Source organism: Saccharopolyspora sp. MMCC62 (genome assembly GCF_057736575.1).
On sequence record NZ_JBYKCM010000002.1, the window covers coordinates 595,322 to 621,498 of the forward strand.

Below are 26,177 nucleotides of genomic sequence, written 5' to 3' on the forward strand. Positions count from 1 at the left end.
CGGGACCTCCAGCGCCATCTACGGACCGCCGCGCGCCACGCGCAGCTTGCGCAGCGCCGCGTCGAGGTCCGACCCGAGATCACTGCTCGATGCGGTCGCGGCCGGGGGGAGTGCGCGCACCACCACCAGTGTGCCAGCGGGCAGCACGGCGAGGCGGTCCCGCATCAGGTGCCGGAGCCGCCTGGTCACGCGGTGCCGCAGCACCGCGTTGCCCACGGCCTTGCTCACGACAAAACCCACGCGGGCCGGTTCCCCGATGTCCCGAGTGGGTTCGATGTCCGAGTCCGACCGCGGTCCCTGGTTCGGTTCGGCGCGCCCCGCGAGCTCGTCGGCCGCAGGGTGCGCCGCCGTGGTCCCGTCGTGCCGGTCCACGCCTGCGCGGTTCACCTGGTGGACGTGCTCAGGAGCGGCGCCGCGGACCTCGGTCCGGGGCGCCGCGTTCGGCACCAGCAGGTGCACCACCAATCGGGCGCGCCCCGCACGGCGGCCACGACGGACCGCCAGGCGAAAGTCCTGGCTGGAGGTCAGCCGGGCGGCCGCGGGCAGCACGAACCGATGATCAGGCGGTCAGCGAGGCACGGCCCCTGCGGCGACGCGCGGACACGATGGCGCGACCGGCGCGGGTGCGCATGCGCAGCCGGAACCCGTGCTTGCGGGCACGGCGACGGTTGTTCGGTTGGAAGGTGCGCTTGCCCTTGCTCACGGTGGATCTCCCGTTACTTCAGGCCCGTTGGAACAGGCACGTGCTCGGCCCGATGGCTCGGTCAAGATGTCCCCGCCCGCCGTAGCGGCCATCGTGTCGAGCTCACCCCCCGGTGGTACGAGGGGAGTCTGCACGCGGCGGCACCGGCGGCGCCTCGCGCGCTGCGCCGGGACTTCAGCCGAAATCCAAGCGCGGCGACATTCCCGCTCGTGCGGCGGGGGACTGCACGAGGCTACGCCACCTGCCCGGATGCTCGGTCACCGGGGGTCTCAGCAGCGCCGGTGCGGTCCCGGACGGCTGGGACCACCCGCCTTGTGAGGCGATCTCGACCTTGTTAGGTTGTCCCTTCTGCGATGCGCGCCCGGCGGCGTGGGAGCCGTCCGCACTGCGCATCGATGCGGCGCGCAAGGGCACCACCAGGATCGCAGGTACCGGCGGGGACCCAGGGGGGACGTCCGAGGTTCGCTGCCGTACCTTCATGCACAGCTGTGGATAACTCTGTGGACACCTTGTCCGGGCGTGCGCGGAGCGAGTTCATCACCCCGCGCCGGCGACGCCGCACTTGCCGAGGTGTGGGAGTCAACGGTGCGGGTCACGTGCCGGTGAGGGGAGCGCAGGGGTGACCGACCACCAAACCGAGCTTGGTCGGGTCTGGGACGAAGTGGTGCTGGAGTTGTCCTCGGGCACGCTGTCGCCGCAACAACGCGCGTGGATGCGCGTGACCCGCCCGATCGGCCTGCTGGATGGTACGGCACTGCTGGCCGCCCCCAGTGATTTCGCGAAGGAAGCGATCGAGCGCGCCCTGCGCGATCCGATCACCGACGCGCTGTCCCGCCGGCTGGGCCGCGAGGTGTCGCTCGCCGTCAAGGTGGACACCGCGGTGCCCGCGCCGACCCGCCCGATCGCCGCTCCCGAGGCCCGCCCGGAGCCACCGGCCCGCACGGGCGAACCCGCGGAGCAGCCCACGACGTTCGGCATCGCCTACGACTCCTCCCCGTACATCGCGACCGGACCGTCGAACTACTCGGCGCAGCCGCGGCGGCCGGAGGCGTTCGGCAACGGCGCGCACGGCGGTTCGATCAGCGGCTCGCTGCCGAACGAGCAGGTCGGCGCGCAGTACTCCCACCAGACCTCGTACCCGCCGGAAGTGCCGTACTCCCTGGACGCCCGGGGCGCTCCGGAGGCCGCGTACGCGCCGGAACCGCAGTACGGCTCCGAGCAGCAGTACGCCGACTACCAGCCGGAACCGGAACGCGCCCCGGAGCAGAAGTGGCCGTCGGCGCCGGAATCCCCCGCCGACCAGGACCACGAGGCCGACGTCGAGGACGAGTCCGCCGACCAGGAGGACACGACTCCGACCGAGGCGAACGTGTGGCCGACCTTCGGCCGCGGCCAGCACACCGAGCAGCACCAGCAGGGCCAGCCGTTCACCGCACCGAAGAACGGCCCGCCGACCTCGCAGACCAGGTTGAACGCGAAGTACACCTTCGACACCTTCGTGATCGGCGCGTCCAACCGGTTCGCGCACGCGGCCGCGGTGGCGGCGGCGGAGGCACCGGCGCGCGCGTACAACCCGCTGTTCATCTGGGGCGAGTCCGGGCTCGGCAAGACGCACCTGCTGCACGCGGTGGGGCACTACACGCAGCGGCTGTTCCCGGGGATGCGGGTGCGCTACGTGTCCACCGAGGAGTTCACGAACGACTTCATCAACTCGCTGCGCGACGACCGGCAGGTGGCGTTCCAGCGCCGCTACCGCGACGTGGACGTGCTGCTGGTCGATGACATCCAGTTCTTGGAGGGCAAGGAAGGCACCCAGGAGGAGTTCTTCCACACCTTCAACACGCTGCACAATTCGAACAAGCAGATCGTGGTGTCCTCGGACCGCCCGCCGAAGGGGCTGCGCACGCTGGAGGACCGGCTGCGCACTCGATTCGAGTGGGGCCTGATCACCGACATCCAGCCTCCCGAGCTGGAGACGCGGATCGCGATCCTCCGGAAGAAGGCGGCGCAGGACCGGATGGCGGCCCCCGCCGAGGTGCTGGAGTTCATCGCCGCCCGCATCGAGCGGAACATCCGGGAGCTCGAAGGCGCGCTGATCCGGGTGACGGCGTTCGCCTCGTTGAACCGGCAGCCGGTGGACGTGCAGCTGGCGGAGATCGTGCTGCGCGACCTGATCCCCGATTCGGCGACGCCCGAGATCACGGCGCCGACCATCATGGGCGTCACCGCCGAGTACTTCGCGGTGACGATCGACGACCTGTGCGGGCCGGGGAAGACGAAGGCGCTCGCGCAGGCGCGGCAGATCGCGATGTACCTGTGCCGGGAGCTCACCGATTCCTCGCTGCCGAAGATCGGGCAGAGCTTCGGCGGCCGGGACCACACGACGGTCATGCACGCGGACAAGAAGATCCGCAAGGAGATGGCCGAGCGGCGCCGGGTGTACGACCAGGTGCAGGAACTGACGTCCCGGATCAAGCAGCAGTCTCGCGGCTGAGGTCGCCCCTTCCGACATTCACGCAGGTCAGGCTGCTCGCTGATCGACTTGGTCCTGCTGCGTCCTGCTGCTGAGGCGTACGTTTCAGTCGTATTAGCGAGTGGCCGGTAGTCGCTGCGGTGCGGGCGGTTCGTCGGCGCTACCGACATCGGCGGGCCGGCGACCCCTCGGCTGGGGACGGCGCGGACGGGGAGTGGACGATCCGCGGCGCCCGTGGCCGGTAGCGAGCGAAGCCGCCCGGAGGGCGACCGGGCGGCGCCGCGCTCGATCCGCTCGCACCGCGTCTCCGGCCGTTCCGGACGCCCGGCCCACCTGGCGGCGGCCGGACCCGGCCTCCCGGCCGAACGCGCGGAACCTTTCTGTTCCACCCCGGGGGCCCGACCCGGCTACCGCGCCAGAAAGATCCCGCGAGATCTCCGCGGGCCGACCCACCGGGCGCCGGCGCGACCGCTGCTCCGGCCCGCGGGGGCCGCGCTCGATCACCGCTCGCCGGGCCCTCCGCGCCGGATCCTCCCCACCGGGCTCTCCGCCTCGGACCTGCGCGCCGGACTTTCCGCGCCGAAGCCGACCGCCCGATCCCGCTGCGGCCACTGCCGGCCGCCACCAGTGGCCGCACCATCACCGGTCCGCCGCGTCGCGGTTCGCGGCACCGCGGCGGACCGCACCGCGCTGCCGCGGTCCGCGGCCGGGACCACCGCACCTCCCCGGTCGGCGGCCACCGCGAGCCGCTCGCCGAACCTTTCTGCCGCACCGGTCGGCTCCCGGCACCCGCCGCTCGCAGAAAAATCCGCACCCGGATCCGGTCGCGACGCGCCTCGGGAGCGTGCCGGCGGCCGTGCACAGCCTGTGGAGAACTCGAATTCCGCTCGCTCTGCGCACAACCGGTCGCCCACCGCACGGATTTCGCCGCTCCGACGCCCCTGCGAGCTCCGCGTCGGCCACCGGAGCGCCTCGAACCGGTGGATCGGGCTGTGGATCGCGCGGACTTTTCTGCACAGGGGCAGTGGCCTTGCCCTCACCCCCCGGCAAAAAACCCGCCACGAGGCCGACCTGTCCACAGCTTCGCCATCCCCAGGCCTGAGCTGGAGTTTTCCCCAATCCGTGCACAGCCTGTGCACAACCATCGCCGACCTGCCCACAGGCCATACCCCGGTTGGACACAGGAAACCCACAGATCTGCCCACACCCCGATCGGTGGAGGCCCGAAAAGGGAGCCCTCATCCGCAGGGGCTGGGTACAACTGGGGGTTCAGCTGTGGATGGCGGTGTGGACAACATGGCCTCGATGTGGACAACTTCGGGTCGGTCAGAAGTTGTCCACGACTCGTTCAGCCCATCCACCGGTTACCCCCAGTCCCCATCCACAGCTGTCCAGGTGTCGTGAACAGCCAAAACGGGGGTTATCCCCACAACCCACAACCCTTACTACTACTGCTCTCTTTCTTTTCTTTTGAATGAAGAAAAAAAGAAGAGAGAGGGGCGGTGGACAAGTGGACAACCGCGGCGAGGTGGCCCGGAACGAACGCTTCGAGAGCCAGGACCCGGATGCGGCGATCGCGACGAACGCTCTACGGTGGAACTCCCCGCGACGGCCGATCCGGAGCCGCGTGCTCGTGGCCTCTCGTGGGACGGGTTCCGATGCGCCCCGCGCCAGGTGCCGCCCTCCGGTCGCGCACCCCGGGCGACGCAACGGGACACCGACCTCGACAGCCCCGCACCGACAGCACTCCCGGAACCGGCCGCCCCCACGGCGCCGGCAGCGTTCTCCCCGGCACCCGGCTTCGGCCGAAACCGAAAGGACATCGATGAAGATCCGCGTGGAACGTGACGGTCTTGCCGACGCCGTCGCCTGGGTCGCGCGCAGCCTGCCGTCGCGGCCGCCGGTTCCGGTGCTGGGCGGGGTGCTGCTGGACGCGAGCTCCGGCGAAGCGCTGACCATCTCCGGTTTCGACTACGAGGTCTCCGCCCAGGTCACCACCGAGGCCTCCATCGACTCCACCGGCAAGACCCTGGTCTCCGGGCGGTTGCTGGCCGACATCACCAAGTCGCTGCCGAACCGGCCCGTCGAGATCACCGTGGACGGCTCGCGGGTGACGATCACCTGCGGCAGCTCGCGGTTCAGCCTGCCGACCATGCCGGTCGAGGACTACCCCGAGCTCCCGGCGATGCCGGAGCGCGCGGGTGCCGTCCCCGGCGACCTGTTCTCGGCCGCCGTCGCCCAGGTCGCGGTCGCCGCCGGCCGGGACGACACGCTGCCGATGCTCACCGGCGTCCGCATGGAGATCAACGCGGACCGGCTGACGATGGTCGCCACCGACCGGTTCCGGCTCGCGATGCGCGAGTTCACCTGGGAGCCGGACGAGTCGATCGCCGACACCGCGATCCTCGTCCCGGCCAAGACGCTCGCCGAGTCCGCGAAGACCCTCGGCGGCTCCGGCGCCAAGGTGGAGATCTCGCTGGCGTCCGGCGACGGCCTGCTCGGCCTGTCCGGTTCGACCCGGCGGAACACCACCCGGCTGCTGGACGCGGAGTTCCCGAAGTACCGCCAGCTGCTGCCGTCCGAGACCGCGGCCACCGCGATCATCGACGTGGCCCCGCTGGTCGAGGCGATCAAGCGCGTGTCGCTGGTCGCCGAGCGCGGCACCCAGGTGCGGCTGGAGTTCTCCGACTCCGGCCTGCGGCTCACCGCCGGTGGCGATGACGAGGGCAGCGCCGAAGAGGAGCTCCCCGTCGAGCTCGACGGCGAGGGCCTGACCATCGCCTTCAACCCGACGTACCTGCTCGACGGCCTGGGCGCGCTCAAGACCGACCGCGCCCAGATGCTGTTCACCACATCCAACCGCCCCGCGCTGCTGAAGCCGGTCGGGGAGGATGGTGAGGTGGTCGAGGGCTACCTCTACCTGCTGATGCCGGTGCGCTTGCCGGGCTGAGGTGGTCCCGGTGCCCGCCGCGATCCGCCCGGGCGCCGATCACGTGCGGCACCGGGCCGCGTCCGAACGGCCGGCCCGGGCAACAACCAGTCTCGAAGGGGAAGATCCGGTGCAACTGGGACTTGTGGGTCTCGGCCGAATGGGTTTCAACATGCGCGAGCGGCTGCGGGCCGCCGGGCACGAGGTCATCGGCTACGACCGGAACCAAGAGGTCAGCGACGTCGCCTCGATCGCCGACCTGGCGGGCGGGCTGACCGGCCCGCGGATCGTGTGGATCATGGTCCCGCACGGCGAGCCCACCAAGCAGACCATCGAGGCGCTCGCCGAGGTGCTCTCCGCGGGTGACCTGGTCATCGAAGGCGGGAACTCCAAGTTCACCGAGGACCAGGCGAACGCGGCGCTGCTCGCCGAGCACGGCGTGAAGTACGTCGACGTCGGCGTGTCCGGCGGCGTGTGGGGCGCGACCAACGGCTACGGGCTGATGGCGGGCGGCGACACCGCCGACATCGAGCGCGCCATGCCGATCTTCGACGCGCTGCGGCCGGAGGGCCCCCGCGAGGAGGGCTTCGCGCACGCCGGGCCGGTCGGTGCCGGGCACTACGCGAAGATGGTGCACAACGGCATCGAGTACGGCCTGATGCAGGCCTACGCCGAGGGCTTCGAGCTGCTCGCCGCCTCCGACGTGGTGACCGACGTGCCCGCGACGATCAAGGCCTGGAGCCGGGGAACCGTGGTCCGGTCCTGGCTGCTGGACCTGCTGGTGCGCGCGATGGACGACGACCCGGAGCTGCAGAAGCTGCGCGGTTACGTCTCCGACTCCGGCGAGGGCCGCTGGACGGTGGAGGAGTCGGTGCGCCACGCGGTGCCGACCCCGGTGATGACCGCCGCGCTCTACGCCCGGTTCGCCTCCCGCCAGGACGACTCGCCCGCGATGAAGGCCGTGGCCGCGCTGCGCAACCAGTTCGGCGGGCACGCGGTGGAGACCAACGAGGGCTGATCCGGGTCGCCGTGTCGACAAGGTGACATGTCGGTGAGGTGACTCCGCGCGGGTCACCTCACCGCGCGCCCGGTCGTGCGGGTGCCGTCCGCGCGACCAGATCCCGTGGAGCGCTGTGTACGTCCGACATCTGCAAGTGACCGACTTCCGCTCGTGGCCGCAGGCCGACCTGGCCTTCGAGCCGGGGGCGAGCGTGCTGGTCGGGTCCAACGGCCAGGGCAAGACGAACCTGGTCGAGGCGCTGGGCTACGTCGCCACGCTCGGGTCGCACCGGGTGTCCGGCGATGCGCCGCTGGTGCGCTACGGCGCGCAGCGCGCGTTCGTGCGCGCTGCGGTCGTCAACGGCGGCCGGGAGCTGCTGGTCGACCTGGAGATCACGCCGGGCAAGGCGAACCGGGCGCGGATCAACCGCGGCGCCCCGGGCAAACCGCGCGACGTGCTGGGCATCCTGCGCACCGTGCTGTTCGCGCCGGAGGACCTGGCGGTGGTGCGCGGGGACCCGGGGGAGCGGCGCCGGTTCCTGGACGAACTGCTGGTGTCGCGGTCGCCGCGGTACGCGGGAGTGCGCTCGGACTACGAGCGGGTGCTGCGGCAGCGCAGCGCGCTGCTGAAGTCGGCCGGCGCGGCGCGCCGGGGTGGTCCGGCGCCGGACCTGCGGACCCTGGAGGTCTGGGACGGGCACCTCGCGGCGCACGGCGCCGAGTTGCTGGCGGCCCGGCTGGACCTGGTGGCGGACCTAGCCCCGCACGTGACCAGCTCTTATGCCAGCGTGGCGGAGACCGGGACGGACAGCGCGCCGTCCGGGCGGGTCGCGGACGTGCGCTACCGCAGCAGCCTCGGCGACTCGCTGCCCGCCGGGTACGGGGTGCCGCAGGGTGAGCGCGCCGACCGGGCCGAGCTGGAGTCCGCGCTGCTCGCGGAGCTGGAACGGGTGCGGCCGCAGGAACTGGAGCGCGGGGTGTCGCTGGTCGGGCCGCACCGCGACGACCTGGAGCTGGTGCTCGGCGAGCTGCCCGCGAAGGGCTATGCGAGCCACGGAGAATCGTGGTCGTTCGTGCTGGCGTTGCGGCTGGCTTCGTACCACCTGCTCACCGAGGATGGCGCCGAGCCGGTGCTGATCCTGGACGACGTGTTCGCGGAGCTGGACCGGCGGCGCCGTTCGCGGCTGGCCGAACTGGTCGGCGGTGCCGAGCAGGTGCTGGTCACCGCGGCGGTGGGGGAGGACGTGCCCGAGGAGTTGAAGGGCACCCGCTTCGACGTCCGCGACGGGGAGGTGCGCCGTGTCGAGTGAGCTCCCGGTCGCCTCCGGTGCGCGCGGCACACGCAGGGTGAACGTCATCCCCCGGAGTTACCCACAACTGGGGATAAGGCTGTGGATGGTGTGGATAACTCGATGACATCGGGCGAGCGCGCGGAGCGAGCGGACACCGCCGCGACCGGTTCGGCGGACCTTCCCGCGACCGGTTCGGACGGCGCTGAGCTGCACGGATCGGATCTGGCGCGGGCCGCGCTGCAGGCGGCGAAGGAGAAGTCGAAGGCGCAGCGCCGCACCCGGCGCAGCGTGCTCGGCTCGGGTGGTTCCCGGCGGCGGCGCCGCTGGTCGGGGCCGGGTGCGGACGAACGCGACCCGCAGCCGCTGGGCAGGCTGGCCTCCCGGCTGGCCACCGAGCACGGCTGGAACGACCGGCTCTCCGGCGGCCAGGTGTTCGCGCGGTGGAACGGCCTGGTCGGCGGGGACATCGCGGAGCACACGAAGCCGGTCGCGCTCTCCGACGGGGAGCTGACGGTGCAGGCCGAGTCGACGGCGTGGGCCACCCAGCTGCGCCTGCTGCAACGGCAGATCCTGCAGCGCATCGCCGACGGGGTCGGCAAGGGCGTGGTCCGCAAGATCAAGGTGCAGGGGCCTGCGGCGCCGAGCTGGCGGCACGGACCCCGGCACGTACCGGGCCGCGGGCCGCGGGACACCTACGGCTGAGCCGAGGCTCGACGAGCCCGCGCAGGAGCCGCGCGGACGCGCTCGCGGGTCTCGGATGGTGTCCCGATCCGAGTTCTCGGCTCTGTGAGGAATTCAGGGGTGTCCTTGCCGCACTCCTGTCGGGGACACCCAGTAGAATCGTCGGGGTGGGTGCGGCGTCCTGCGCCGCCGGACGCCCGGTCCGCACGTCCGCACCGCGCTCCGACCGCCGGTCGCGGCCGTTCCCAGGACCGGACGACGAGCCGCGCCCGCCGTGGTCGGCGCCCGTGCGCGGGCGCCGCAGGCGGTCGCCGACGCGGCCGGGCCACCCAGACACATTGCCGGTTCGAGGAGACACCGAGGCCCGTGGCATCGAAGAAGAACGAATACAGCGCGTCGTCCATCACCGTGCTTGAGGGCTTGGAAGCCGTCCGCAAGCGTCCCGGCATGTACATCGGTTCCACCGGTGAGCGCGGCCTGCACCACCTCGTGTGGGAGGTGGTGGACAACTCCGTCGACGAGGCGATGGCCGGTTACGCGACGACCGTCGAGGTGACCCTGCTGGCCGACGGCGGGGTCCGCGTCACCGACGACGGCCGCGGCATCCCGGTGGACATGCACCCCGTGGAGAAGAAGCCGACCTTGGAGGTCGTGCTCACCGTGCTGCACGCGGGCGGCAAGTTCGGCGGCGACTCCTACGCCGTCTCCGGTGGTCTGCACGGCGTCGGCGTGTCGGTGGTGAACGCCCTCTCGTCCGCGCTGGAAGCGGAGATCTACCGCGACGGCAGCGTGTGGCGCCAGCGGTACGAGGACTCCAAGCCGGTCAGCGACGTGAAGAAGGGCGAGGGCACCAAGCGCACCGGTACCTCGATCACCTTCTGGGCGGACCCGAACATCTTCGAGACCACCCGCTACAACGCGGAGACGGTGTCCCGGCGCCTGCAGGAGATGGCGTTCCTGAACAAGGGGCTGACCATCGTGCTGCGCGACGAGCGCATCGCCGACGAGGACGAGTCCGGCGAGGACGCGGGCGGCCAGGTGGCGCGCGCGAAGGAGCGGACCTTCCACTACCCGGGCGGGCTCGAGGACTTCGTCAAGCACATCAACGCGACGAAGGAGCCGATCCACAAGAAGGCCGTCGCCTTCAGCGCCTCCGGCACCGGCGTCGAGGTCGAGGTCGCGATGCAGTGGAACTCCGGCTACAACCAGTCGGTCTACACCTTCGCGAACACGATCAACACGCACGAGGGCGGTACCCACGAGGAGGGCTTCCGCTCGGCGCTGACCCGCGTGGTCAACGCCTACGCGAAGGAGAAGAAGCTCCTCAAGGAGAAGGACGGCAGCCTCACCGGCGACGACGTCCGCGAAGGCCTCGCCGCGATCGTGTCGGTGAAGGTCCGGGAGCCGCAGTTCGAGGGCCAGACGAAGACGAAGCTGGGCAACACCGAGGTCAAGTCGTTCGTGCAGACGGCGTCCTTCGAGTGGCTCAACGACTGGTTCGAGCGCAACCCCGCCGACGCCAAGACGATCATCAACAAGGCGGTCGGCTCGGCGCAGGCGCGGATGGCGGCCCGGCGGGCGAAGGAGCTGGTCCGGCGCAAGAGCGCGATGGACATCGGCGGCCTGCCCGGCAAGTTGAAGGACTGCCAGTCCAACCAGCCCGACGAGTGCGAGCTCTACATCGTGGAGGGCGACTCCGCGGGCGGTTCGGCGAAGGACGGCCGGGAGTCGCGCTTCCAGGCTATCCTGCCGATCCGAGGCAAGATCATCAACGTGGAGAAGGCGCGGATCGACAAGGTCCTCAAGAACAACGAGGTCCAGTCGATCATCACCGCGCTGGGCACCGGCATCCACGACGAGTTCGACCTGTCGAAGCTGCGGTACCACAAGATCGTGCTGATGGCCGACGCCGACGTCGACGGCCAGCACATCCGGACCCTGCTGCTCACCCTGCTGTTCCGGTTCATGCGCCCGCTGATCGAGAACGGGCACGTCTACCTGGCCCGCCCGCCGCTCTACAAGATCAAGTGGCCGCGCTCGGAGCCGGAGTTCGCCTACTCCGACCGCGAGCGCGACGGCCTGCTGGAGGCGGGTGCGGCGGCCGGCCGCAAGCTGCCGAAGGACGACGGCATCCAGCGCTACAAGGGTCTCGGCGAGATGAACCCGCAGGAGCTGTGGGAGACCACCATGGACCCGGACACCCGGCTGCTCATGCAGGTCTCGCTGGACGACGCCGCGACCGCCGACGAGCTGTTCAGCGTGCTCATGGGCGAGGACGTCGAAGCGCGCCGCTCGTTCATCGTGCGCAACGCCAAGGACGTCGGCTTCCTCGACGTCTGATCCCGGACCCGCCAGCACGGACGGGGACCGACCGCCGTCGCCGGGCCGACCCGCCCGGCACGCCGCGACCCGGGCGAGCTCCGCGGAGGCTCGCCCGCGTCGCGCCGGCGCAGGAACCCGCCCCACCCGCCTGAAAGGAACCTCCACTCGTGACGGAAATCCTGCCGCCGGAACACGGCCGCGTAGAACCGGTCGACATCCAGCAGGAGATGCAGAACTCCTACATCAACTACGCGATGAGCGTCATCGTCGCGCGCGCCCTGCCGGACGTGCGGGACGGCCTCAAGCCGGTGCACCGCCGCGTGCTGTACGCGATGTACGACTCCGGGTTCCGCCCGGACCGGGGCTACGTGAAGTGCTCCCGCGTCGTCGGCGAGGTGATGGGCAACTACCACCCGCACGGCGACTCGGCGATCTACGACACCCTGGTGCGGCTGGCGCAGCCGTGGGCGATGCGGCACCCGCTGATCGACGGGCAGGGCAACTTCGGTTCGCCGGGCAACGACCCGGCGGCCGCCATGCGGTACACCGAGTCGCGGTTGAAGCCGTTGGCGATGCACATGCTCGCCGACATCGAAGAGGACACCGTCGACTTCTCCGACAACTACGACGGTCGGACCCAGGAGCCGGACGTCCTCCCGGCCCGCATCCCGAACCTGCTGGTCAACGGCGGTAGCGGCATCGCGGTCGGGATGGCGACGAACATCCCGCCGCACAACCTGCGGGAAGTCGCCGACGGCGTGGTCTACCTGCTGGAGAACCCCGAGGTCGACGACGAGACGCTCCTCGAAGAGCTGATCAAGCGGATCAAGGGGCCGGACTTCCCGACCAGGGCGCTGATCCTCGGCACCAACGCCATCGCGGACGCGTACCGCACCGGCCGCGGCTCCATCAAGATGCGTTCCGTCGTCTCCGTCGAGGAGGACGCGAAGGGCCGCACCTCGCTGGTCGTCACTGAGCTGCCCTACCAGGTCAACCCGGACAACTTGATCGAGAACATCGCGGCCATGCACCGCGACGGCAAGCTCACCGGCATCTCGGACATCGCCGACGAGTCCAACAGCCGCCGCGGCATGCGCATCGTCGTCACCTTGAAGCGGGACGCGATCCCGAAGGTGGTGCTGAACAACCTCTACAAGCACACCCAGCTGCAGACCACGTTCGGCGTGAACATGCTGGCGCTGGTCGAGGGCGTGCCGCGCACGCTGCGCCTCGACCAGGTGATCCGGTACTACGTCACGCACCAGATCGAGGTCATCGTCCGGCGCACCCGCTTCCGGTTGCGCAAGGCCGAGGAGCGCGCCCACGTGCTGCGCGGCCTGGTCAAGGCGCTGGACGCGCTGGACGCGGTGATCGCGCTGATCCGCCGGTCGCCGACCGTGGACGAGGCGCGAACCGGGCTGATCGGGCTGCTCGACGTCGACGAGGTGCAGGCCGACGCGATCCTGGAGATGCAGCTGCGGCGGCTCGCCGCGCTGGAGCGCCAGAAGATCACCGATCGGCTCGCCGAGCTGGAGCTGGAGATCGAGGACTACAAGGACATCCTCGAGAAGCCGGAGCGCCAGCGGCAGATCATCCGCGACGAGCTCATGGAGATCGTCGAGAAGTACGGCGAGGACCGCCGCACCAAGATCGTGCCCTACGAGGGCGAGGTCTCGATGGAGGACCTCATCGCCGACGAGGACGTCGTCGTCACGATCACCCGCACCGGCTACGCGAAGCGGACCCGCACCGACCTGTACCGCGCGCAGAAGCGCGGCGGCAAGGGCGTGCAGGGCGCGCAGCTCAAGCAGGACGACATCGTCTCGCACTTCTTCGTCTGCTCCACGCACGACTGGATGCTGTTCTTCACGAACAAGGGCCGGGTGTACCGGGCGAAGGCCTACGAGCTGCCCGAGGCGAACCGCACCGCCCGCGGCCAGCACGTGGCGAACCTGCTCGCCTTCCAGCCGGACGAGCACATCGCCCAGGTCATGCAGATCAAGGACTACACCGCCGCCCCGTACCTGGTGCTGGCCACCAAGGCGGGCCTGGTGAAGAAGTCGCGGCTCACCGACTTCGACTCGAACCGTTCGGGTGGACTCATCGGGGTGAACCTGAAGGACGAGGACGAGCTGGTCGGCGCGGTGCTGTGCTCCGAGGAGGACGACCTGCTGCTGGTCTCCGCCGAAGGCCAGTCGATCCGGTTCCACGCCACCGACGAGGCGCTGCGCCCCATGGGACGCGCCACCTCAGGCGTGCTCGGCATGCGGTTCAACGCCGGCGACGAACTGCTCGCGATGGGCGTCGTCCGGGCCGGCCGGTTCGTCCTGGTCGCCACCGACGGCGGTTACGCCAAGCGGACGGAGATCGACGACTACCCGGTCCAGGGCCGCGGCGGCAAGGGTGTGCTCACCGTTCAGTACGACCGCAAACGTGGGAGGCTTGTCGGGGCGCTCATCGTCGACCTGGACGATGAGCTCTACGCGATCACTTCCACCGGCGGCGTCATTCGGACCACCGCCAAGGAGGTGCGCAAGGCAGGCAGGCAGACGAAGGGGGTGCGTCTGATGAACCTGGGCGACGGGACTTCGGTGGTGGCCATCGCGCGCAGCGCCGACGAGGCCGCCGATCCGGACGCCGCCGGGCCTGAGCCGACGAAGTAGCGACCGCCGATGACGATCATGAAGGATCTCTCGTGACATCTTCCGAGAAGCCGGAGCGTCCGGACGGGCACCCGGGTGACCAGGATGCCGAACCGACCAACGGCCAGAACTCCCAGCACACCTCGGTGATGACCGGGCAGACCGCTGCGGCCGAGGGCGACGGCGACACGTCGACCGCGGCCGACGGCAACGGCGAGGCGAGCTCGACGCCGAACGGTTCGGAGACCTTCGAAGGCACCGAGACGCCGCCGCCGTGGCAGCGCAGCGGGGCCGGGGCCGACAGCTCCGACGAATCCCAGTCCGGGCTCGACACCGCGCAGACCCAGGGCATCCCGAAGCCGGGGTACGACCAGGAGACCGTGCGGACCGAGATCCCGAAGCAGGGCGCTGACGGGCGCACCGCGGTGAACTTCGGCGCGGCCGCACGGCCGGGCGCGCAGTCCACCAGCGCCCGCAGGCCCAGCCGGGGACCGCGACGGGCGAGCCTCCAGGTCAAGCGGCTCGACCCGTGGTCGGTGCTGAAGCTGGCGCTGGTGCTCAGCGTCGCGATGTTCTTCGTCTGGATGATCGCGGTCGCCGTGCTCTACGGGGTGCTCGACGGCATGGGGGTGTGGGACTCGCTGAACGGCACGTTCACCGAGCTCACCTCGCCGGAGGACGCCGCCAGCGAAGAACTGATCAGCGCGGGCCGCGTGTTCGGCGTCGCCTCCATCATCGGGGCGATCAACATCGTGCTGTTCACGGCGCTGGCGACGGTGAGCGCGTTCATCTACAACGTGGCCGCCGACTTCGCCGGGGGCGTGGAAGTCACGCTGTCCGAGCGGGAGTGACCGGACCGGGGTGGCGGCCGGAACCGGTCGCCACCCCGCCGGGACCCCCCTGCGTGGACTCGCTCCGCGGTCGTGTAATCTTCGAGTCACACCAAGGGCCTATAGCTCAGGCGGTTAGAGCGCTTCGCTGATAACGAAGAGGTCGAAGGTTCAAGTCCTTCTAGGCCCACCCTTCCTGTTCAAGGATGTTCTCCCGATGCCCGCGGTTCTGCGGGTGCCCCGTTCTAGGAGGCGACCGGAAATGAAGAAGCTTCTCGCACTCGCCGTCGTTGCCGGTGCCGTTCTGTTCGTCGTCCGCCGCAACCGCGCAGCCAAGGCCGAGGCCGACCTCTGGCGCGAGGCCACCGCTGGCGAGGTGTGAGCCGAACTCCGGCCCATCCGGTCGTCGCCCGGGAGCTCGCGCCGAACCTCCGCTGAGCGGACATCGGACCGGGAGCACCGGGCACCGGCGGCCAGGCGCTGAGGCGCCGAACGGGGACGTAGCTCAATTGGCAGAGCACCGCCTTTGCAAGGCGGGGGTTAGGGGTTCGATTCCCCTCGTCTCCACCCCGCAAGACCAGGTCGATGGACCTGGTCTTTTTTCATGCCCGGATCGGGTTTCGGTGCATCCGCCCCGAACGCGATCGAACGGCGCGTTCCGATGCCGTGCTCCTTTTCGTTGAGCGGAAGCCCTCGTGCTGCAGGGCGCGCCCGGGAGTGCACCATGCAGCGATCAACCCAAGGAAGATCAATTCGAGGGGGTGGCGGCGCATGACCACCGCGACCGATGCAGGCTCCGCCGCGCACGCCGGCTGGGTCGTGCCGCTGTGCTGGTGCGCGGTGCTGCTGGACGGGTTCGACCTGGTCGTCCTGGGCAGCGTGCTGCCGGTGCTGCTGGACCAGCACGTGTGGGGCCTGACCCCGACGACGGCCTCGCTGGCCTCCACGCTGGGGCTGCTCGGCATGGCGATCGGGGCGCTCGCCATCGGCACCCTCACCGACGTCGTCGGCAGGCGGGCGGCGCTGATCTTCTCGGTGATCAGCTTCTCGCTGTTCACCACGGTGTGCGCCGTGGCGCCCTCGGTGCTGGTGTTCTCGCTGCTGCGCTTCCTGGCGGGCTTGGGGCTCGGCGGTTGCGTGCCGATCGCCATCGCGCTGGTCACCGAGTACTCCAAGCCCGGGCGCAACGGCGGCGCCACCACCACCGTCATGACCGGTTACCACGCCGGCGCCATCCTCACCGCGGTGCTGGGCATCCTGGTGCTGCCCACCCTGGGCTGGCCGTGGATGTTCCTGCTCGGCGGGGGACCGGCGCTGGTCCTGGTGCCGCTGATGATCCGCTACCTGCCGGAGTCCCGGCAGTTCGAGGCGGTGGACGCCGAGAACGCGGGCCTCCGCGGCGGGCTGAGCGCGGTGCGCGGGCTGTTCCGCGACGGGTTCGCGCGCCCCACCCTCGCGTTCTGGGTGACGTCGTTCATGGGCCTGATGCTGGTGTACGGCCTCAACACCTGGCTGCCCGAGATCATGCGGGTCGCCGGGTACCCGCTCGGCGCCGCGCTGGGGCTGCTGCTGACGCTGAACCTGGGAGCGGTCCTCGGGCTGGTCGTCGCGGGCGTCGTCGCCGACCGCAGGCGCATCGGGCCGGTGACGATCGGCTGGTTCGCCGCGGCGGCGCTGTTCCTGTCGGTGCTGAGCATCCGGCTGCCCGAGGTCGGCGTGTACGCGGCGGTGTTCGTGGCCGGCTGCTTCGTGTTCAGCGCGCAGGTGCTCGTCTACGCCTACGTGGGCCGGTTGTACCCGGCGGCGAACCGCGCCACGGGGCTCGGCTGGTCGGCCGGGGTCGGGCGGCTCGGCGCGATCTGCGGGCCGCTGCTCGGCGGCGCGCTGCTCACCGCGGGGGTCGCCTACCCGTGGGGCTTCTACGCGTTCGCCGCCGTGGGCGTGCTCGGTGCCATCGGGATCGCGCTGGTCGGGGGGACCGACACCGAGCGGTCCGCCTGACGGGACGCGGTGGCGCCGCTCCCGCGCGGCGCCACCGGTGCCGGTTCAGCCCTGTTCGGCGGCCTGCTTGATGCCGTCGACGGTCTGGCGCAGCGCGTCCTTCAGCTGCTCGGTGCGGTTCGCGACGAACTGGGCACCGCCGTCCTCCTGCTGGGAGAGGAACTCCTGGATCGGCCCGGGCAGCACCTGCATCACGTACCGCTGGGTGAGCCGGGAACCCGAGCCCTCCGGCTCGACCTCGAAGGACCACACGGAGTTGTCCGGCCGCTCGGAACCGGGCAGCACGCCGAACGCGAAGCGGCGGCCGGGCTCGGCGGCGAGCACCTCGCACTCGCTGGACCAGGTGCGTTCGCCGTTGTCGTTGTCCCCGCGGAACCGGGAACCGACCGCGCCGGGGGTGCCGGACAGCCATTCGCCGCCGGCGCTCTCCGGACTCCACTCGCCGTACCGGGTGATATCGCTGATCAGCGGGTAGATCTGCTCCGGCGCGGCGGCGACGGAGGTCGAGTGGTGCAGGTCCACCTGGGGGGTGTCGTCATGAGTCACTAGATCAACAGTACGCCGCACGGGCGGGGTGCGGAGACGCGAACGCGGCGGCACCCCGGAGGGCACCGCCGCGTCGGCACGTGCTCAGCGATCCGAGTCGGGACGCGCCTCGGGGAACCCGTCCTCGTGGGTCGGGAAGTCCTCGGCCTCGGCGATCGGCAGCTCCTCCGGGCGGCGCGACAACGCCACCACGGCCACCCCGCCGACCGCGGCCAGCACCAGCAGCACCCACGGCCACTTGCGGCGCGACTTCGGCGCCGGGTCGATGCGGGCCGCGAGCTCCTTGCGCGCCTGCTCGGCGTTCTTCGCGAGCTCCTTGCGGGCTTGCTCGGCGTTCTTCGTCAGCCGCTTGCGGGACTTCGCGGTCTTCTTGTCCCAGTCCTTGCGGGTCTTCTCCCACTGCTTGCGGGCCTTGCGGCCGCGCTCGGCGAGGTCATCGCGGGAGAGCCCGGTGGCCTTCTGGGCGAGCAGTTCGGGCAGGTGCTCCGGAGCCAGACCGCGTTCGGTCAGCTCCTGCTCCGCGCGGGCGATCGCCTGCTTGGTCGCGGCGCGACCGTACTTGGTCGCTCGGATGGCACTCTCGCGCGCGGTGCGCACCCCCGTGCCGACCGCCCTGCCCACGTTCTCTCCAGTTCGGGCCATCGCCTCCACCTCGTCCATCGTGTGCCTCCTTGGCCGGCGTTCACCGGTCGTCCTGCCGTGCCGAACCGTATCCGGCACGCGACGATCACCACCAATACTGCACCCAGGCACGTGGTTCCCGCTTTCCGATGGCAGGATGGGCGTGTGGCTGAAGACAACGGATCGCTCGTCGGGAAGACCGTGACCGCGACCCTGCACACCTCGCAGGGCGACATCCGGATCAACCTCTTCCCGAACCAGGCGCCGAAAACGGTGGGCAACTTCGTGGGGCTCGCCGAAGGGACCAAGGAGTACACGAGCCCGAACGCCCGCGGAGAGCGTTCCGGCCCGTTCTACGACGGCGTGATCTTCCACCGGGTCATCGACGGCTTCATGATCCAGACCGGGGACCCGACCGGCACCGGCCGTGGCGGCCCCGGGTACGAGTTCGTCGACGAGTTCCACCCGGAGCTGCAGTTCGACAAGCCGTACGTGCTGGGCATGGCGAACCCGGGCCGGCCGAACATGAACGGTTCGCAGTTCTTCATCACGGTCGCGCGCACGCCGCACCTCAACTACAAGCACACCATCTTCGGCGAGGTCGCCGACCAGGAGTCCCGCGAGGTCGTGGACGCCATCGCGCACACCGCGACCGGCGCGCAGGACCGCCCGCTGACCGACATCGTCATCGAGAAGGTCTCCGTAGAGCTCGGCGAGTGACATGAGCGTTCCACCCGGTCAGCCGGCCGGTCCGGAGGAAGCGGCGCCCCTGCCCGGGTGCGTCCGCCATCCGGACCGGCCGACCGGGCTGCGCTGCGCGCGCTGCGAGCGCCCGGCCTGCCCGGACTGCCTCCGCGAGGCCTCCGTCGGCTACCACTGCGTGGACTGCCTGGCGCAGAGCTCGCGCGGTGGGCGGGAAGCGGTGACCGTCGCGGGCGCGCGGATCGGCGCGAAGCCGGTCGTGGTGCCGCTCCTCATCGTGCTGAACGTGCTGGCGTTCGCCGCCACGGCGTTCCAGGCGGGCAGCGTCCAGGGCAACGCGGCATCCGACCTCTTCTACCAGTTCTCGCTGTGGCCGGTGGGCGTGGCGGGCGGGCAGTGGATCCGCCTGCTGAGCTCCGGCTTCCTGCACATCGGTCTGATCCACCTGCTGATGAACATGGTGGCGCTGTGGATCATCGGGCGGGACCTGGAGCAGGTGCTGGGGCGGTTGCGCTTCACCGCCGTCTACTTCCTGTCACTGCTCGGCGGCAGCGCACTGGTGTTCCTGCTCGGCGCGGTCGACCAGCCGGTCGCCGGTGCGTCCGGCGCGGTCTACGGGCTGATGGGCGGGATCGCCGTCGCGGCGCTGCGGCTGAAGGTGAGCCTGCGGCCGGTGCTCATCGTGATCGTGCTGAACATCGTGCTGAGCGTCTCCATCCCGGGCATCTCGCTGCTCGGGCACCTCGGCGGGCTGGCGCTGGGCGCGGCCGCGACCGCGGCGCTGGTGTACGCGCCGCGGGACCGCCGGGTGCCGGTGCAGGCCGCGGCGCTCGGCGGGTTGCTGCTGGTGCTGCTCGTGGCGGTGGTGACGCGAGACCTGTCGCTCGGGCCGATCCACTGCATCGCGGACCGCTGCTTCCAGGGCTGAGCGTCAGCCGCGCAGCTCGTCCAAGACGTCGGCCACGTCCCGCGGGTCCTCGCCGAGGTCCAGCTTCCCGAGGACGATCAGCTCACCCGAGTCGGTGTCCAGCTCCAGCGTCGAGGTGCTCAGGCCGAAGCGCTGCCGCGACCGCACCTCGACCCGCACCTGCGGCCACGGGTGGTGCCTGGTGCCGGTGAAGCCGCGCAGCGCGATCCCGGACGGATCGGCGCGCAGCCGAGGGCGCAGCAGGCTGCCGCAGCCCGCGGCGACGACCAGCACCACCACGAGCAGCCCGACGAACAGGCGGTCGGACGACGTCTCGGACAGCCACCACCAGACGGCGCTGCACGCCGCCAACGCCCACCCGCAGGTGACCAGGCCCAGGGGAGCGGACCACTCGCGCACGGTGTTCACCTCCACCTCCGCAGTGTCCCGCACCTGGGCCGAACCGAGTTATCCACAGGAGTTGTCCACACTGGGGATGAGTTACACGCGTGTGGTTCGACTACCCGGCCGCCCGTGCGCGTGAACCGCACCGCCCCGGACGGGGGAGCGCCTCAGCGCCACCGCATCGTCATCAGCAGGCCGACGATGATGAACGCGAACCCGACCGCGAAGTTCCACGGCCCCAGCTCGGTCATGAACGGGATCTGCTCGCCCGCCAGGTAGTTCACCACCAGCCACAGCAGGCCGATCAGCATCACGCCGAGCATCACGACCACGTAGATCGGGTGCGACGGGCCGACCGATTTCGCCTTCACCGGCGTGCGGCGGTCCACCGGGGTGGCAGCGGAGTCCTTCTTGCGGACCTTTGACTTCGGCATGATGTCCTCGCCAGGTGGTGCGGGCCGCAGCCCTGCTCGCGTCGGTGCACGCGCCGGGACCGGCCGACGGCCGCCGCTCTACCGGTTCGCCGCGCCGGGACGGCCCGGGTCGACGTATCGGAGCGGGTCTGGCCACAACAGCGGAACCGATCACGACGCGTCTCGTTGTCCACTCACACGTTAACGTAATCGCGCGCCTGACCGAACACCCCTGCGCGGTGCGGAGCGGGTCGTGATGAGAGGGATACCGTTGGAAACGTCTGAGGTGGTGACCGCTCCACCCCCGGATTTCCGAGGTGAGCGGCTGCGCGGCGGCCTCCGCATCGCCGGCGAGGTGTTGATCACCCTCGGGCTGGTGGTCCTGCTGTTCGTGTTCTACGCGGTGTACGTCACCGATTGGACCAGCGCCCGCAGCCAGGCCGCGGCGAGCGACCGGCTGCGCGCCCAGTGGGAGCAGCCCGCGCCGCCCACCGCCGGGCCCACCGCGGAGGGGGAGGGGTTCGCCGAGCTCTACATCCCCGCGCTCGGTCCCGACTTCCGCTACACCGTGCTGGAGGGCACCGACTCGGCCACCCTCGCCGCCGGACCCGGCCACTACGCCGGCACCGCGCTGCCCGGTGAGCAGGGCAACCTCGCCATCGCCGGGCACCGCATCGGCAAGGGCGCCCCGTTCGGCGACCTCGACCGGCTGACCGCCTGCGATGCGCTCGTCGTGGAGACCGCGAGCGACTGGTACGTGTACCGGGTGCTGCCGATGCGCGACCAGGTGTCGGGCTGGAACCCGGCCGCCGACCCGCGCTGCGCGGGCGTCGCGCCGATCGGCGGGCCGTACCAGGGCCTGGTCGGGCAGGAGATCGTGCGCCCCGAGCAGGGCGAAGTGATCTACCCGGTGCCGTGGCGGCAGCGGGACGAGGTCCCGCCCGAGCAGCGGACCCGGCTGATCACGCTCACCACCTGCCACCCGCGGTGGTCCGCGCAGCAGCGGCTGATCGTGCACGGCGTGCTGGTCAAGCAGTACCCGAAGGACCCGGTGCACCGGGACCTGCGGCCCGCGGAGCTCGAGGAGTCCTGATGTACCACTGGATCTGGCGGCACCTGCCGGGACCGCTGCCGGTGAAGATCGTCGAAGCGGTGGTCATCGTGCTGATGGTGGTCGCGCTGCTGCTGTTCGTGGTGTTCCCGTGGCTGGAGCCGCTGCTGCCGTTCAACGACGTCACCACGGTCTGAGGCTCGCCGGTACGCTGGCGGGGTGCGCGTACTCGTCGTCGACAACTACGACAGCTTCGTCTACAACCTCGTGCAGTACCTCGCCCAGCTCGGCGCGGACTGCGTGGTGCGGCGCAACGACGCCGTCACCGACGAGGACGTGGCCTGGTCCGACGGCGTCCTGCTGAGCCCCGGGCCGGGGACGCCGGACCGGGCGGGCCGGTCGATGGAGCTCGTCCGGACCTGCGCCCGCGACCGGCGCCCGCTGTTCGGGGTGTGCCTCGGGCACCAGGCCATCGGTGCGGTCTGGGGCGGTGTCGTGGAGCGGGCTCCCGAGCTGCTGCACGGCAAGACCTCGCTGATCGAGCACTCCGGCGCCGGCGTGTTCGCCGGGCTGCCGCAGCCGTTCGTCGCGACCCGCTACCACTCGCTGATCGTGCGGGCGGTGAGCGTGCCGGACGACTTCGAGGTCACCGCGCGCACCGCCGACGGCATCGTGATGGGCATGCGGCACCGCGAGCTGCCGGTCGAGGGCGTGCAGTTCCACCCCGAGTCCGTGCTCACCGACGGCGGGCACCGGATGCTGGCGAACTGGATGACCGCCGCAGGCCACCCGCCGCAGGCGGAACTGGTGGACGAGCTGGAGCGCGGGATGCGCTCGCTGGCCGCCGCCGCGCAGCGTTCTTGATCGTTCCGAGTCCGCTGACCTGCACGGACTCCCGTTCCACGTGAAACCGCCCGGAACACGACGGTGCCCGGAGGCCGCGGTCCCGCGCGATGCGCGCGAACCGGGCTTCCGGGCACCGGTGTTCAGCCCCGCGGCCCCCTTCAACCGAAGCCGGGGAAGAACCCGTCCGAGGTCGGGGGATTGCTCGTGCTCGGGTTGGCGGAGTACTTGCCGATCTGCAAGGTCACCGTCTGGTTCTTGCCGATCTTCTGCCCGGTTCCGGGCGAGCTGCCGATGACCTCGTCGTCCTTGCTCAGGTCGTCGGTCTCGACCTCTTCCTCCTTGATGCTGCCGTTCCAGCCCATCGACCTGAGGGCCTGCTCGGCCTCGTCCTTGGACTTGCCGGTCAGCGGCGGCATCGTCAGCTGGGCGCCGTTGGACACGACCAGCGTGATCTCGGAGCCCTTCTTGACGCTGGTCCCCGGCGACGGGTTCTGGTCGATCACCGTGCCCGCGTCCTGGTCGGAGTCCCGCTCCTGGCGCTGCACGTTGAAGCCCGCCGGTTCCAGGGTGGCCTTCGCCTGCTCGTAGGAGAGGGTGCGCACGTCCGGGACCTGCGTCTTCGCCACCTCCTTGCCGACGGTCACGTTGATCGTGGTGCCGCGGGCGACGGAGCCGTCCTTGCTCTCCCAGTCGACGATCTTGCCGACCAGGTTGGAGTCCTCGACCTCGACCTCGTCGTCGTCCAAGCCCAGGACCAGGCCCTGGTCGCGTAGCAGGGTGGAGGCCTCGCTCTTCTCCTTGCCGTACAGGTCGGGGACGCTGACGATCGCGGGTCCGCCGCCCTCGCACAGCTGGAGCCGCTGCTCCTTCTTCACCACCTGGGTGCCCGCGGCCGGGGTCACCTTGACCACGGTGCCGATCTGCTCGGCGGTGGACTCGCACTTCTGCGGGCTGACGTCGAACAGCCAGTTGCTCGCGTTGAGCTGCGAGCGGGCCGCGCTCATCGTCATGCCCTCGAGCGGCGGGACGGCCGCCTTCTCCGGTTCGTCGGGCTGCGTGAAGAAGGTCGTCGCCAGCCACGCGACCAGGATGAACACCCCGACGCAGGCGAGCGTGACCAGCGCGATCAGCCAGTTCCGGCGGCGCTTGCCGTCGTCGTAGTCGGCGGCGGCCACCGTCGCCGTGGAGCCGGTGTGGCGCTCCGCGGAGCGGTGCCTGCCCGGGCTGAACACCTCGGTCGCCGCGGGCGGCGCCATCATCGAGGTGCGGTCCTCCTCCGACATGATCATCGGAGCCTTGGGCCGCTGGCCGGACAGCACCCGCACCAGGTCGGCGCGCATCTCGGCCGCCGACTGGTACCGGTTCGCCGGGTTCTTGCTGAGCGCCTTGAGCACCACGGCGTCCAGCGATGCGGGCACCGTCGAGTTCACGTCGGACGGCTTGCGCGGGTCCTCCCGCACGTGCTGGTAGGCCACCGCGACCGGCGAGTCACCGGTGAACGGCGGCTCCGAGGTCAGCAGCTCGAACAGCACGCAGCCCGCCGCGTACACGTCGGACCGGGCGTCGACGGACTCGCCGCGCGCCTGCTCCGGCGACAGGTACTGGGCGGTGCCGATCACCGCGGCGGTCTGGGTGACCGCGGCCTGGCCGTCGGCGAGCGCCCGGGCGATGCCGAAGTCCATCACCTTCACCGCGCCGGAGCGGGTGATCATGATGTTGGCCGGCTTCACGTCGCGGTGCACGATCCCGTGCCGGTGGCTGAAGTCCAGCGCCGCCGAGGCGTCCGCCATGACCTCCATCGCGCGGCGCGGCGGCAGCGGACCCTCGGACTTGACGATGTCGCGCAGCGTCCGGCCGTCCACGTACTCCATGACGATGTACGGGAGCTGGTCCTCTTCGGTGTCCGTCTCACCGGTGTCGTAGACGGCGACGATCGCCGGGTGGTTCAACGCGGCGGCGTTCTGCGCCTCGCGGCGGAACCGGAGTTGGAACGTGGGGTCGCGGGCCAGGTCGGCACGCAGTACCTTGACCGCCACGTCCCGCCCCAGCCGGATGTCCCGGCCGCGGTGGACCTCCGACATACCGCCGTAACCGAGCGTGTCCCCGATTTCGTAGCGGTTGTTGAGAAGTCGCGGTGAGCTCATCGATGCGTCGTCCCGATCTTTGTCAATGATCGTCCCATCATGCCGACCCGCTGCGCACTGCCGATCGCCGCCATCCGGTGGCGATGATCCGCGCGGTGTGTCCCCGACTTCGGTGTGCCGGAACCGTCGAACTCGGACCCGACCGCCGCGGCACGCGTCTCGGCACCGATCCAGTCGCTGCCGGGACCGACCCGGCAGTGCTGGGACCGACGCCGTTCCGACGGCCGGAACGCGGCGCCGTGGTGGCGCGCGCGGTCCGGACCGATTTTCCGTAGCGCAGTCTGTCGGATCTGGTCCGAAGAATCTAGAAGCGTCCGCTTCCCGGCGCACCGCTGCGGGTCCACGCGAGTGACCCCCATAGTCGCAGAGCCGCCTGCGGCGGATTCCGGTACTCCCATCGGAGCACCCGGCCGTCGGTGGTCGTCCCGCGCGCGCAGCCGCGGCGCACCGGCGACCAGCAGCGCCGCGCCCATCGGACCTGCGGACGCGGGCAGCAGCATCCAGAGGAGGAAGCCGAACAGCACCAGCAGCACCAGACCGGCCAGCGCCAGCACGATCCACAGCCCGGTGCGGGCCTGCGTGACCGGGGTCTGCGGGTACGGCGCGACGGCCGGGATGCCGGAGGTCGGCGGCCCGGACTGCTGCGGCAGCTGCGGCGCGGCGGGCATCCGCCCCTGCGGCGGGATGGTGCCCGGAGGGTACGTGCCGCCGCCCATCGGTGGCTGCTGCGGCGACGGCGGCCCGACGTGCAGCGGGGGCACGCCGCCCGCGGGTGCCCCCACATTCCTCGGTGCCTGCTGATGGACGACCATCGCGGCAGGTGTCGGCAGCGGTAATCCGGCGCGGACCGCGGCGACCGCCTTGGCGAACTCCCCGCCTGCGCCGTAGCGCCTGCGCGGGTCCTTCACCAGCGTCGCCTCGATCAACGCGCGAGCTCCCGGCGGCACGTCCGGCGGAAGCGGCGGGGCCACTTCACGGATGTGCATCATCGCGACGGTAACCGCGTTGTCGGACAGGAACGGGCGGTGCCCCTTGAGACATTCGTAACCCACCACGGCCAGCGAGTACACGTCGCTGGACGGGCTCGCTTCGCTGCCCAGCGCCTGTTCGGGCGCGATGTAGTGCGCGGTGCCCATCACCATCCCGGAACGGGTCACCGGAGCCGCGTCGGCGGCCTTGGCGATGCCGAAGTCGGTGAGCTTCACCGTCCCGGTCGGGGTGATCAGGATGTTGCCGGGCTTGACGTCGCGGTGCACCAGTCCGCGTTCGTGCGCGGCCTGCAGCGCGTTGCCCGCCTGCTCCAGCATGTCCAGGGTGCGCTCGACGGCGATCCGGCCCTCCCGGGCCAGCACGGCGGCCAGCGGCTCGCCCTCGACCAGTTCCATCACCAGGTAGGCGGTGTCCTCCGGCCCGTCCGGGATGGCGGCGGTCTCGCCGTAGTCGTGCACGGCGGCGATGCCGGGGTGGTTCAGCGAGGCGGTGGTGCGGGCTTCCGTGCGGAAGCGGTGCAGGAACTCCGCGTCCCCGCACAGCTCCGGCTTGAGCACCTTCACCGCGACGGTCCGGTCCAGCCGGACGTCGACGGCTTCCCACACCTCGCCCATTCCGCCCACGGCGATCCGCCGACCCAGCCGGTACCGGTCGGCGAGCAACTGGCCGGAGGTCAGCAC

22 protein-coding genes, 2 tRNA genes and 1 pseudogene are annotated in these 26,177 nt (G+C 70.8%); 17 read left to right on the forward strand and 8 right to left on the reverse strand.

All coding sequences use genetic code 11. From position 1 onward, the window contains the following. Positions 1-18: 18 nt before the first annotated feature. Positions 19-549, reverse strand: a complete 531-nt coding sequence (gene rnpA / locus AC29IT_RS06945; protein ID WP_488218184.1) for a ribonuclease P protein component — start codon at positions 547-549, stop codon at positions 19-21. A gap of 10 nt (positions 550-559) precedes the next feature. After that, a complete protein-coding gene (rpmH, locus tag AC29IT_RS06950; protein ID WP_224957024.1) occupies positions 560-703 on the reverse strand; it encodes a 50S ribosomal protein L34 in 144 nt (47 codons plus the stop codon). 619 nt (positions 704-1,322) lie between these two features. Here rpmH and dnaA point away from each other — a divergent pair. The 12 genes and pseudogenes from dnaA to AC29IT_RS07010 all read left to right on the forward strand — a co-directional run bounded on the left by dnaA (position 1,323) and on the right by AC29IT_RS07010 (position 16,872). Continuing rightward, positions 1,323-3,197, forward strand: coding sequence for a chromosomal replication initiator protein DnaA (gene dnaA / locus AC29IT_RS06955; protein ID WP_488218185.1), 1,875 nt, complete (start codon positions 1,323-1,325; stop codon positions 3,195-3,197). A gap of 1,804 nt (positions 3,198-5,001) precedes the next feature. Beyond that, the gene (gene dnaN / locus AC29IT_RS06960; protein ID WP_358435295.1) at positions 5,002-6,126 is read left to right on the forward strand and encodes a DNA polymerase III subunit beta; all 1,125 of its coding nucleotides are present in this window, start codon (positions 5,002-5,004) and stop codon (positions 6,124-6,126) included. A gap of 43 nt (positions 6,127-6,169) precedes the next feature. Further along, on the forward strand, positions 6,170-7,123 hold the full coding sequence (gnd, locus tag AC29IT_RS06965; RefSeq protein WP_224957034.1) for a phosphogluconate dehydrogenase (NAD(+)-dependent, decarboxylating): 954 nt from the start codon (positions 6,170-6,172) through the stop codon (positions 7,121-7,123). Between the two features lie 115 nt (positions 7,124-7,238). Then, on the forward strand, positions 7,239-8,414 hold the full coding sequence (gene recF, locus AC29IT_RS06970) for a DNA replication/repair protein RecF (RefSeq protein ID WP_358435298.1): 1,176 nt from the start codon (positions 7,239-7,241) through the stop codon (positions 8,412-8,414). A gap of 102 nt (positions 8,415-8,516) precedes the next feature. Beyond that, positions 8,517-9,098 carry a DciA family protein gene (locus AC29IT_RS06975; protein ID WP_488218186.1) on the forward strand — a complete coding sequence of 194 codons (582 nt, stop codon included), beginning with the start codon at positions 8,517-8,519 and terminating at the stop codon, positions 9,096-9,098. 345 nt (positions 9,099-9,443) lie between these two features. After that, positions 9,444-11,417 carry a DNA topoisomerase (ATP-hydrolyzing) subunit B gene (gyrB, locus tag AC29IT_RS06980; protein WP_358435302.1) on the forward strand — a complete coding sequence of 658 codons (1,974 nt, stop codon included), beginning with the start codon at positions 9,444-9,446 and terminating at the stop codon, positions 11,415-11,417. 149 nt (positions 11,418-11,566) lie between these two features. Continuing rightward, the gene (gene gyrA / locus AC29IT_RS06985) at positions 11,567-14,062 is read left to right on the forward strand and encodes a DNA gyrase subunit A (RefSeq protein ID WP_358435305.1); all 2,496 of its coding nucleotides are present in this window, start codon (positions 11,567-11,569) and stop codon (positions 14,060-14,062) included. Positions 14,063-14,094: 32 nt separating this feature from the next. Continuing rightward, positions 14,095-14,892 carry a DUF3566 domain-containing protein gene (locus tag AC29IT_RS06990; protein WP_488218187.1) on the forward strand — a complete coding sequence of 266 codons (798 nt, stop codon included), beginning with the start codon at positions 14,095-14,097 and terminating at the stop codon, positions 14,890-14,892. A gap of 95 nt (positions 14,893-14,987) precedes the next feature. Beyond that, positions 14,988-15,061 (forward strand) — tRNA-Ile (locus AC29IT_RS06995). Positions 15,062-15,133: 72 nt separating this feature from the next. Continuing rightward, positions 15,134-15,241: pseudogene (locus AC29IT_RS07000) on the forward strand (DLW-39 family protein); the annotation flags it as partial. Positions 15,242-15,365: 124 nt separating this feature from the next. After that, positions 15,366-15,438, forward strand: a tRNA-Ala gene (locus AC29IT_RS07005). A gap of 204 nt (positions 15,439-15,642) precedes the next feature. Next, on the forward strand, positions 15,643-16,872 hold the full coding sequence (locus AC29IT_RS07010; protein WP_488218188.1) for an MFS transporter: 1,230 nt from the start codon (positions 15,643-15,645) through the stop codon (positions 16,870-16,872). 45 nt (positions 16,873-16,917) lie between these two features. Here the strand turns inward: AC29IT_RS07010 and AC29IT_RS07015 are convergent, their stop codons facing one another. Together AC29IT_RS07015 and AC29IT_RS07020 are read right to left on the reverse strand one after the other, a co-directional pair. Continuing rightward, positions 16,918-17,418 carry an SRPBCC family protein gene (locus AC29IT_RS07015; RefSeq protein ID WP_488218189.1) on the reverse strand — a complete coding sequence of 167 codons (501 nt, stop codon included), beginning with the start codon at positions 17,416-17,418 and terminating at the stop codon, positions 16,918-16,920. 84 nt (positions 17,419-17,502) lie between these two features. Further along, positions 17,503-18,060, reverse strand: coding sequence for a hypothetical protein (locus tag AC29IT_RS07020; protein ID WP_488218190.1), 558 nt, complete (start codon positions 18,058-18,060; stop codon positions 17,503-17,505). A gap of 144 nt (positions 18,061-18,204) precedes the next feature. Here AC29IT_RS07020 and AC29IT_RS07025 point away from each other — a divergent pair, with 144 nt between their 5' ends. Together AC29IT_RS07025 and AC29IT_RS07030 are read left to right on the forward strand one after the other, a co-directional pair. Continuing rightward, positions 18,205-18,759 (forward strand): peptidylprolyl isomerase, encoded by a 555-nt coding sequence (locus AC29IT_RS07025; protein ID WP_224958834.1) that lies wholly within the window; start codon positions 18,205-18,207, stop codon positions 18,757-18,759. Between the two features lies 1 nt (position 18,760). Next, positions 18,761-19,669 (forward strand): rhomboid family intramembrane serine protease, encoded by a 909-nt coding sequence (locus AC29IT_RS07030; protein ID WP_488218191.1) that lies wholly within the window; start codon positions 18,761-18,763, stop codon positions 19,667-19,669. A 3-nt stretch (positions 19,670-19,672) separates the two neighbouring features. Here AC29IT_RS07030 and AC29IT_RS07035 read toward each other — a convergent pair whose 3' ends face one another. Together AC29IT_RS07035 and crgA are read right to left on the reverse strand one after the other, a co-directional pair. Next, entirely contained in the window at positions 19,673-20,083 is a 411-nt protein-coding gene (locus tag AC29IT_RS07035; protein WP_488218192.1) for a PH domain-containing protein, read from the reverse strand. 137 nt (positions 20,084-20,220) lie between these two features. After that, on the reverse strand, positions 20,221-20,487 hold the full coding sequence (gene crgA / locus AC29IT_RS07040; RefSeq protein WP_224958829.1) for a cell division protein CrgA: 267 nt from the start codon (positions 20,485-20,487) through the stop codon (positions 20,221-20,223). Between the two features lie 268 nt (positions 20,488-20,755). Here crgA and AC29IT_RS07045 point away from each other — a divergent pair, with 268 nt between their 5' ends. The 3 genes from AC29IT_RS07045 to AC29IT_RS07055 are packed head-to-tail and all read left to right on the forward strand — an operon-like array spanning position 20,756 to position 22,381. Continuing rightward, complete coding sequence (locus AC29IT_RS07045) at positions 20,756-21,559, forward strand: class E sortase (RefSeq protein WP_488218193.1); 804 nt, start codon at positions 20,756-20,758, stop codon at positions 21,557-21,559. After that, the gene (locus AC29IT_RS07050; protein ID WP_488218194.1) at positions 21,559-21,714 is read left to right on the forward strand and encodes a hypothetical protein; all 156 of its coding nucleotides are present in this window, start codon (positions 21,559-21,561) and stop codon (positions 21,712-21,714) included. The genes AC29IT_RS07045 and AC29IT_RS07050 overlap by 1 nt, the downstream gene beginning before the upstream one ends. Positions 21,715-21,736: 22 nt before the next feature. Next, positions 21,737-22,381, forward strand: a complete 645-nt coding sequence (locus AC29IT_RS07055; RefSeq protein ID WP_358435350.1) for an aminodeoxychorismate/anthranilate synthase component II — start codon at positions 21,737-21,739, stop codon at positions 22,379-22,381. A 140-nt stretch (positions 22,382-22,521) separates the two neighbouring features. Here the strand turns inward: AC29IT_RS07055 and pknB are convergent, their stop codons facing one another. After that, complete coding sequence (pknB, locus tag AC29IT_RS07060; protein ID WP_358435353.1) at positions 22,522-24,507, reverse strand: Stk1 family PASTA domain-containing Ser/Thr kinase; 1,986 nt, start codon at positions 24,505-24,507, stop codon at positions 22,522-22,524. After that, complete coding sequence (locus AC29IT_RS07065) at positions 24,504-26,177, reverse strand: serine/threonine-protein kinase (RefSeq protein WP_488218258.1); 1,674 nt, start codon at positions 26,175-26,177, stop codon at positions 24,504-24,506. The genes pknB and AC29IT_RS07065 overlap by 4 nt, the downstream gene beginning before the upstream one ends.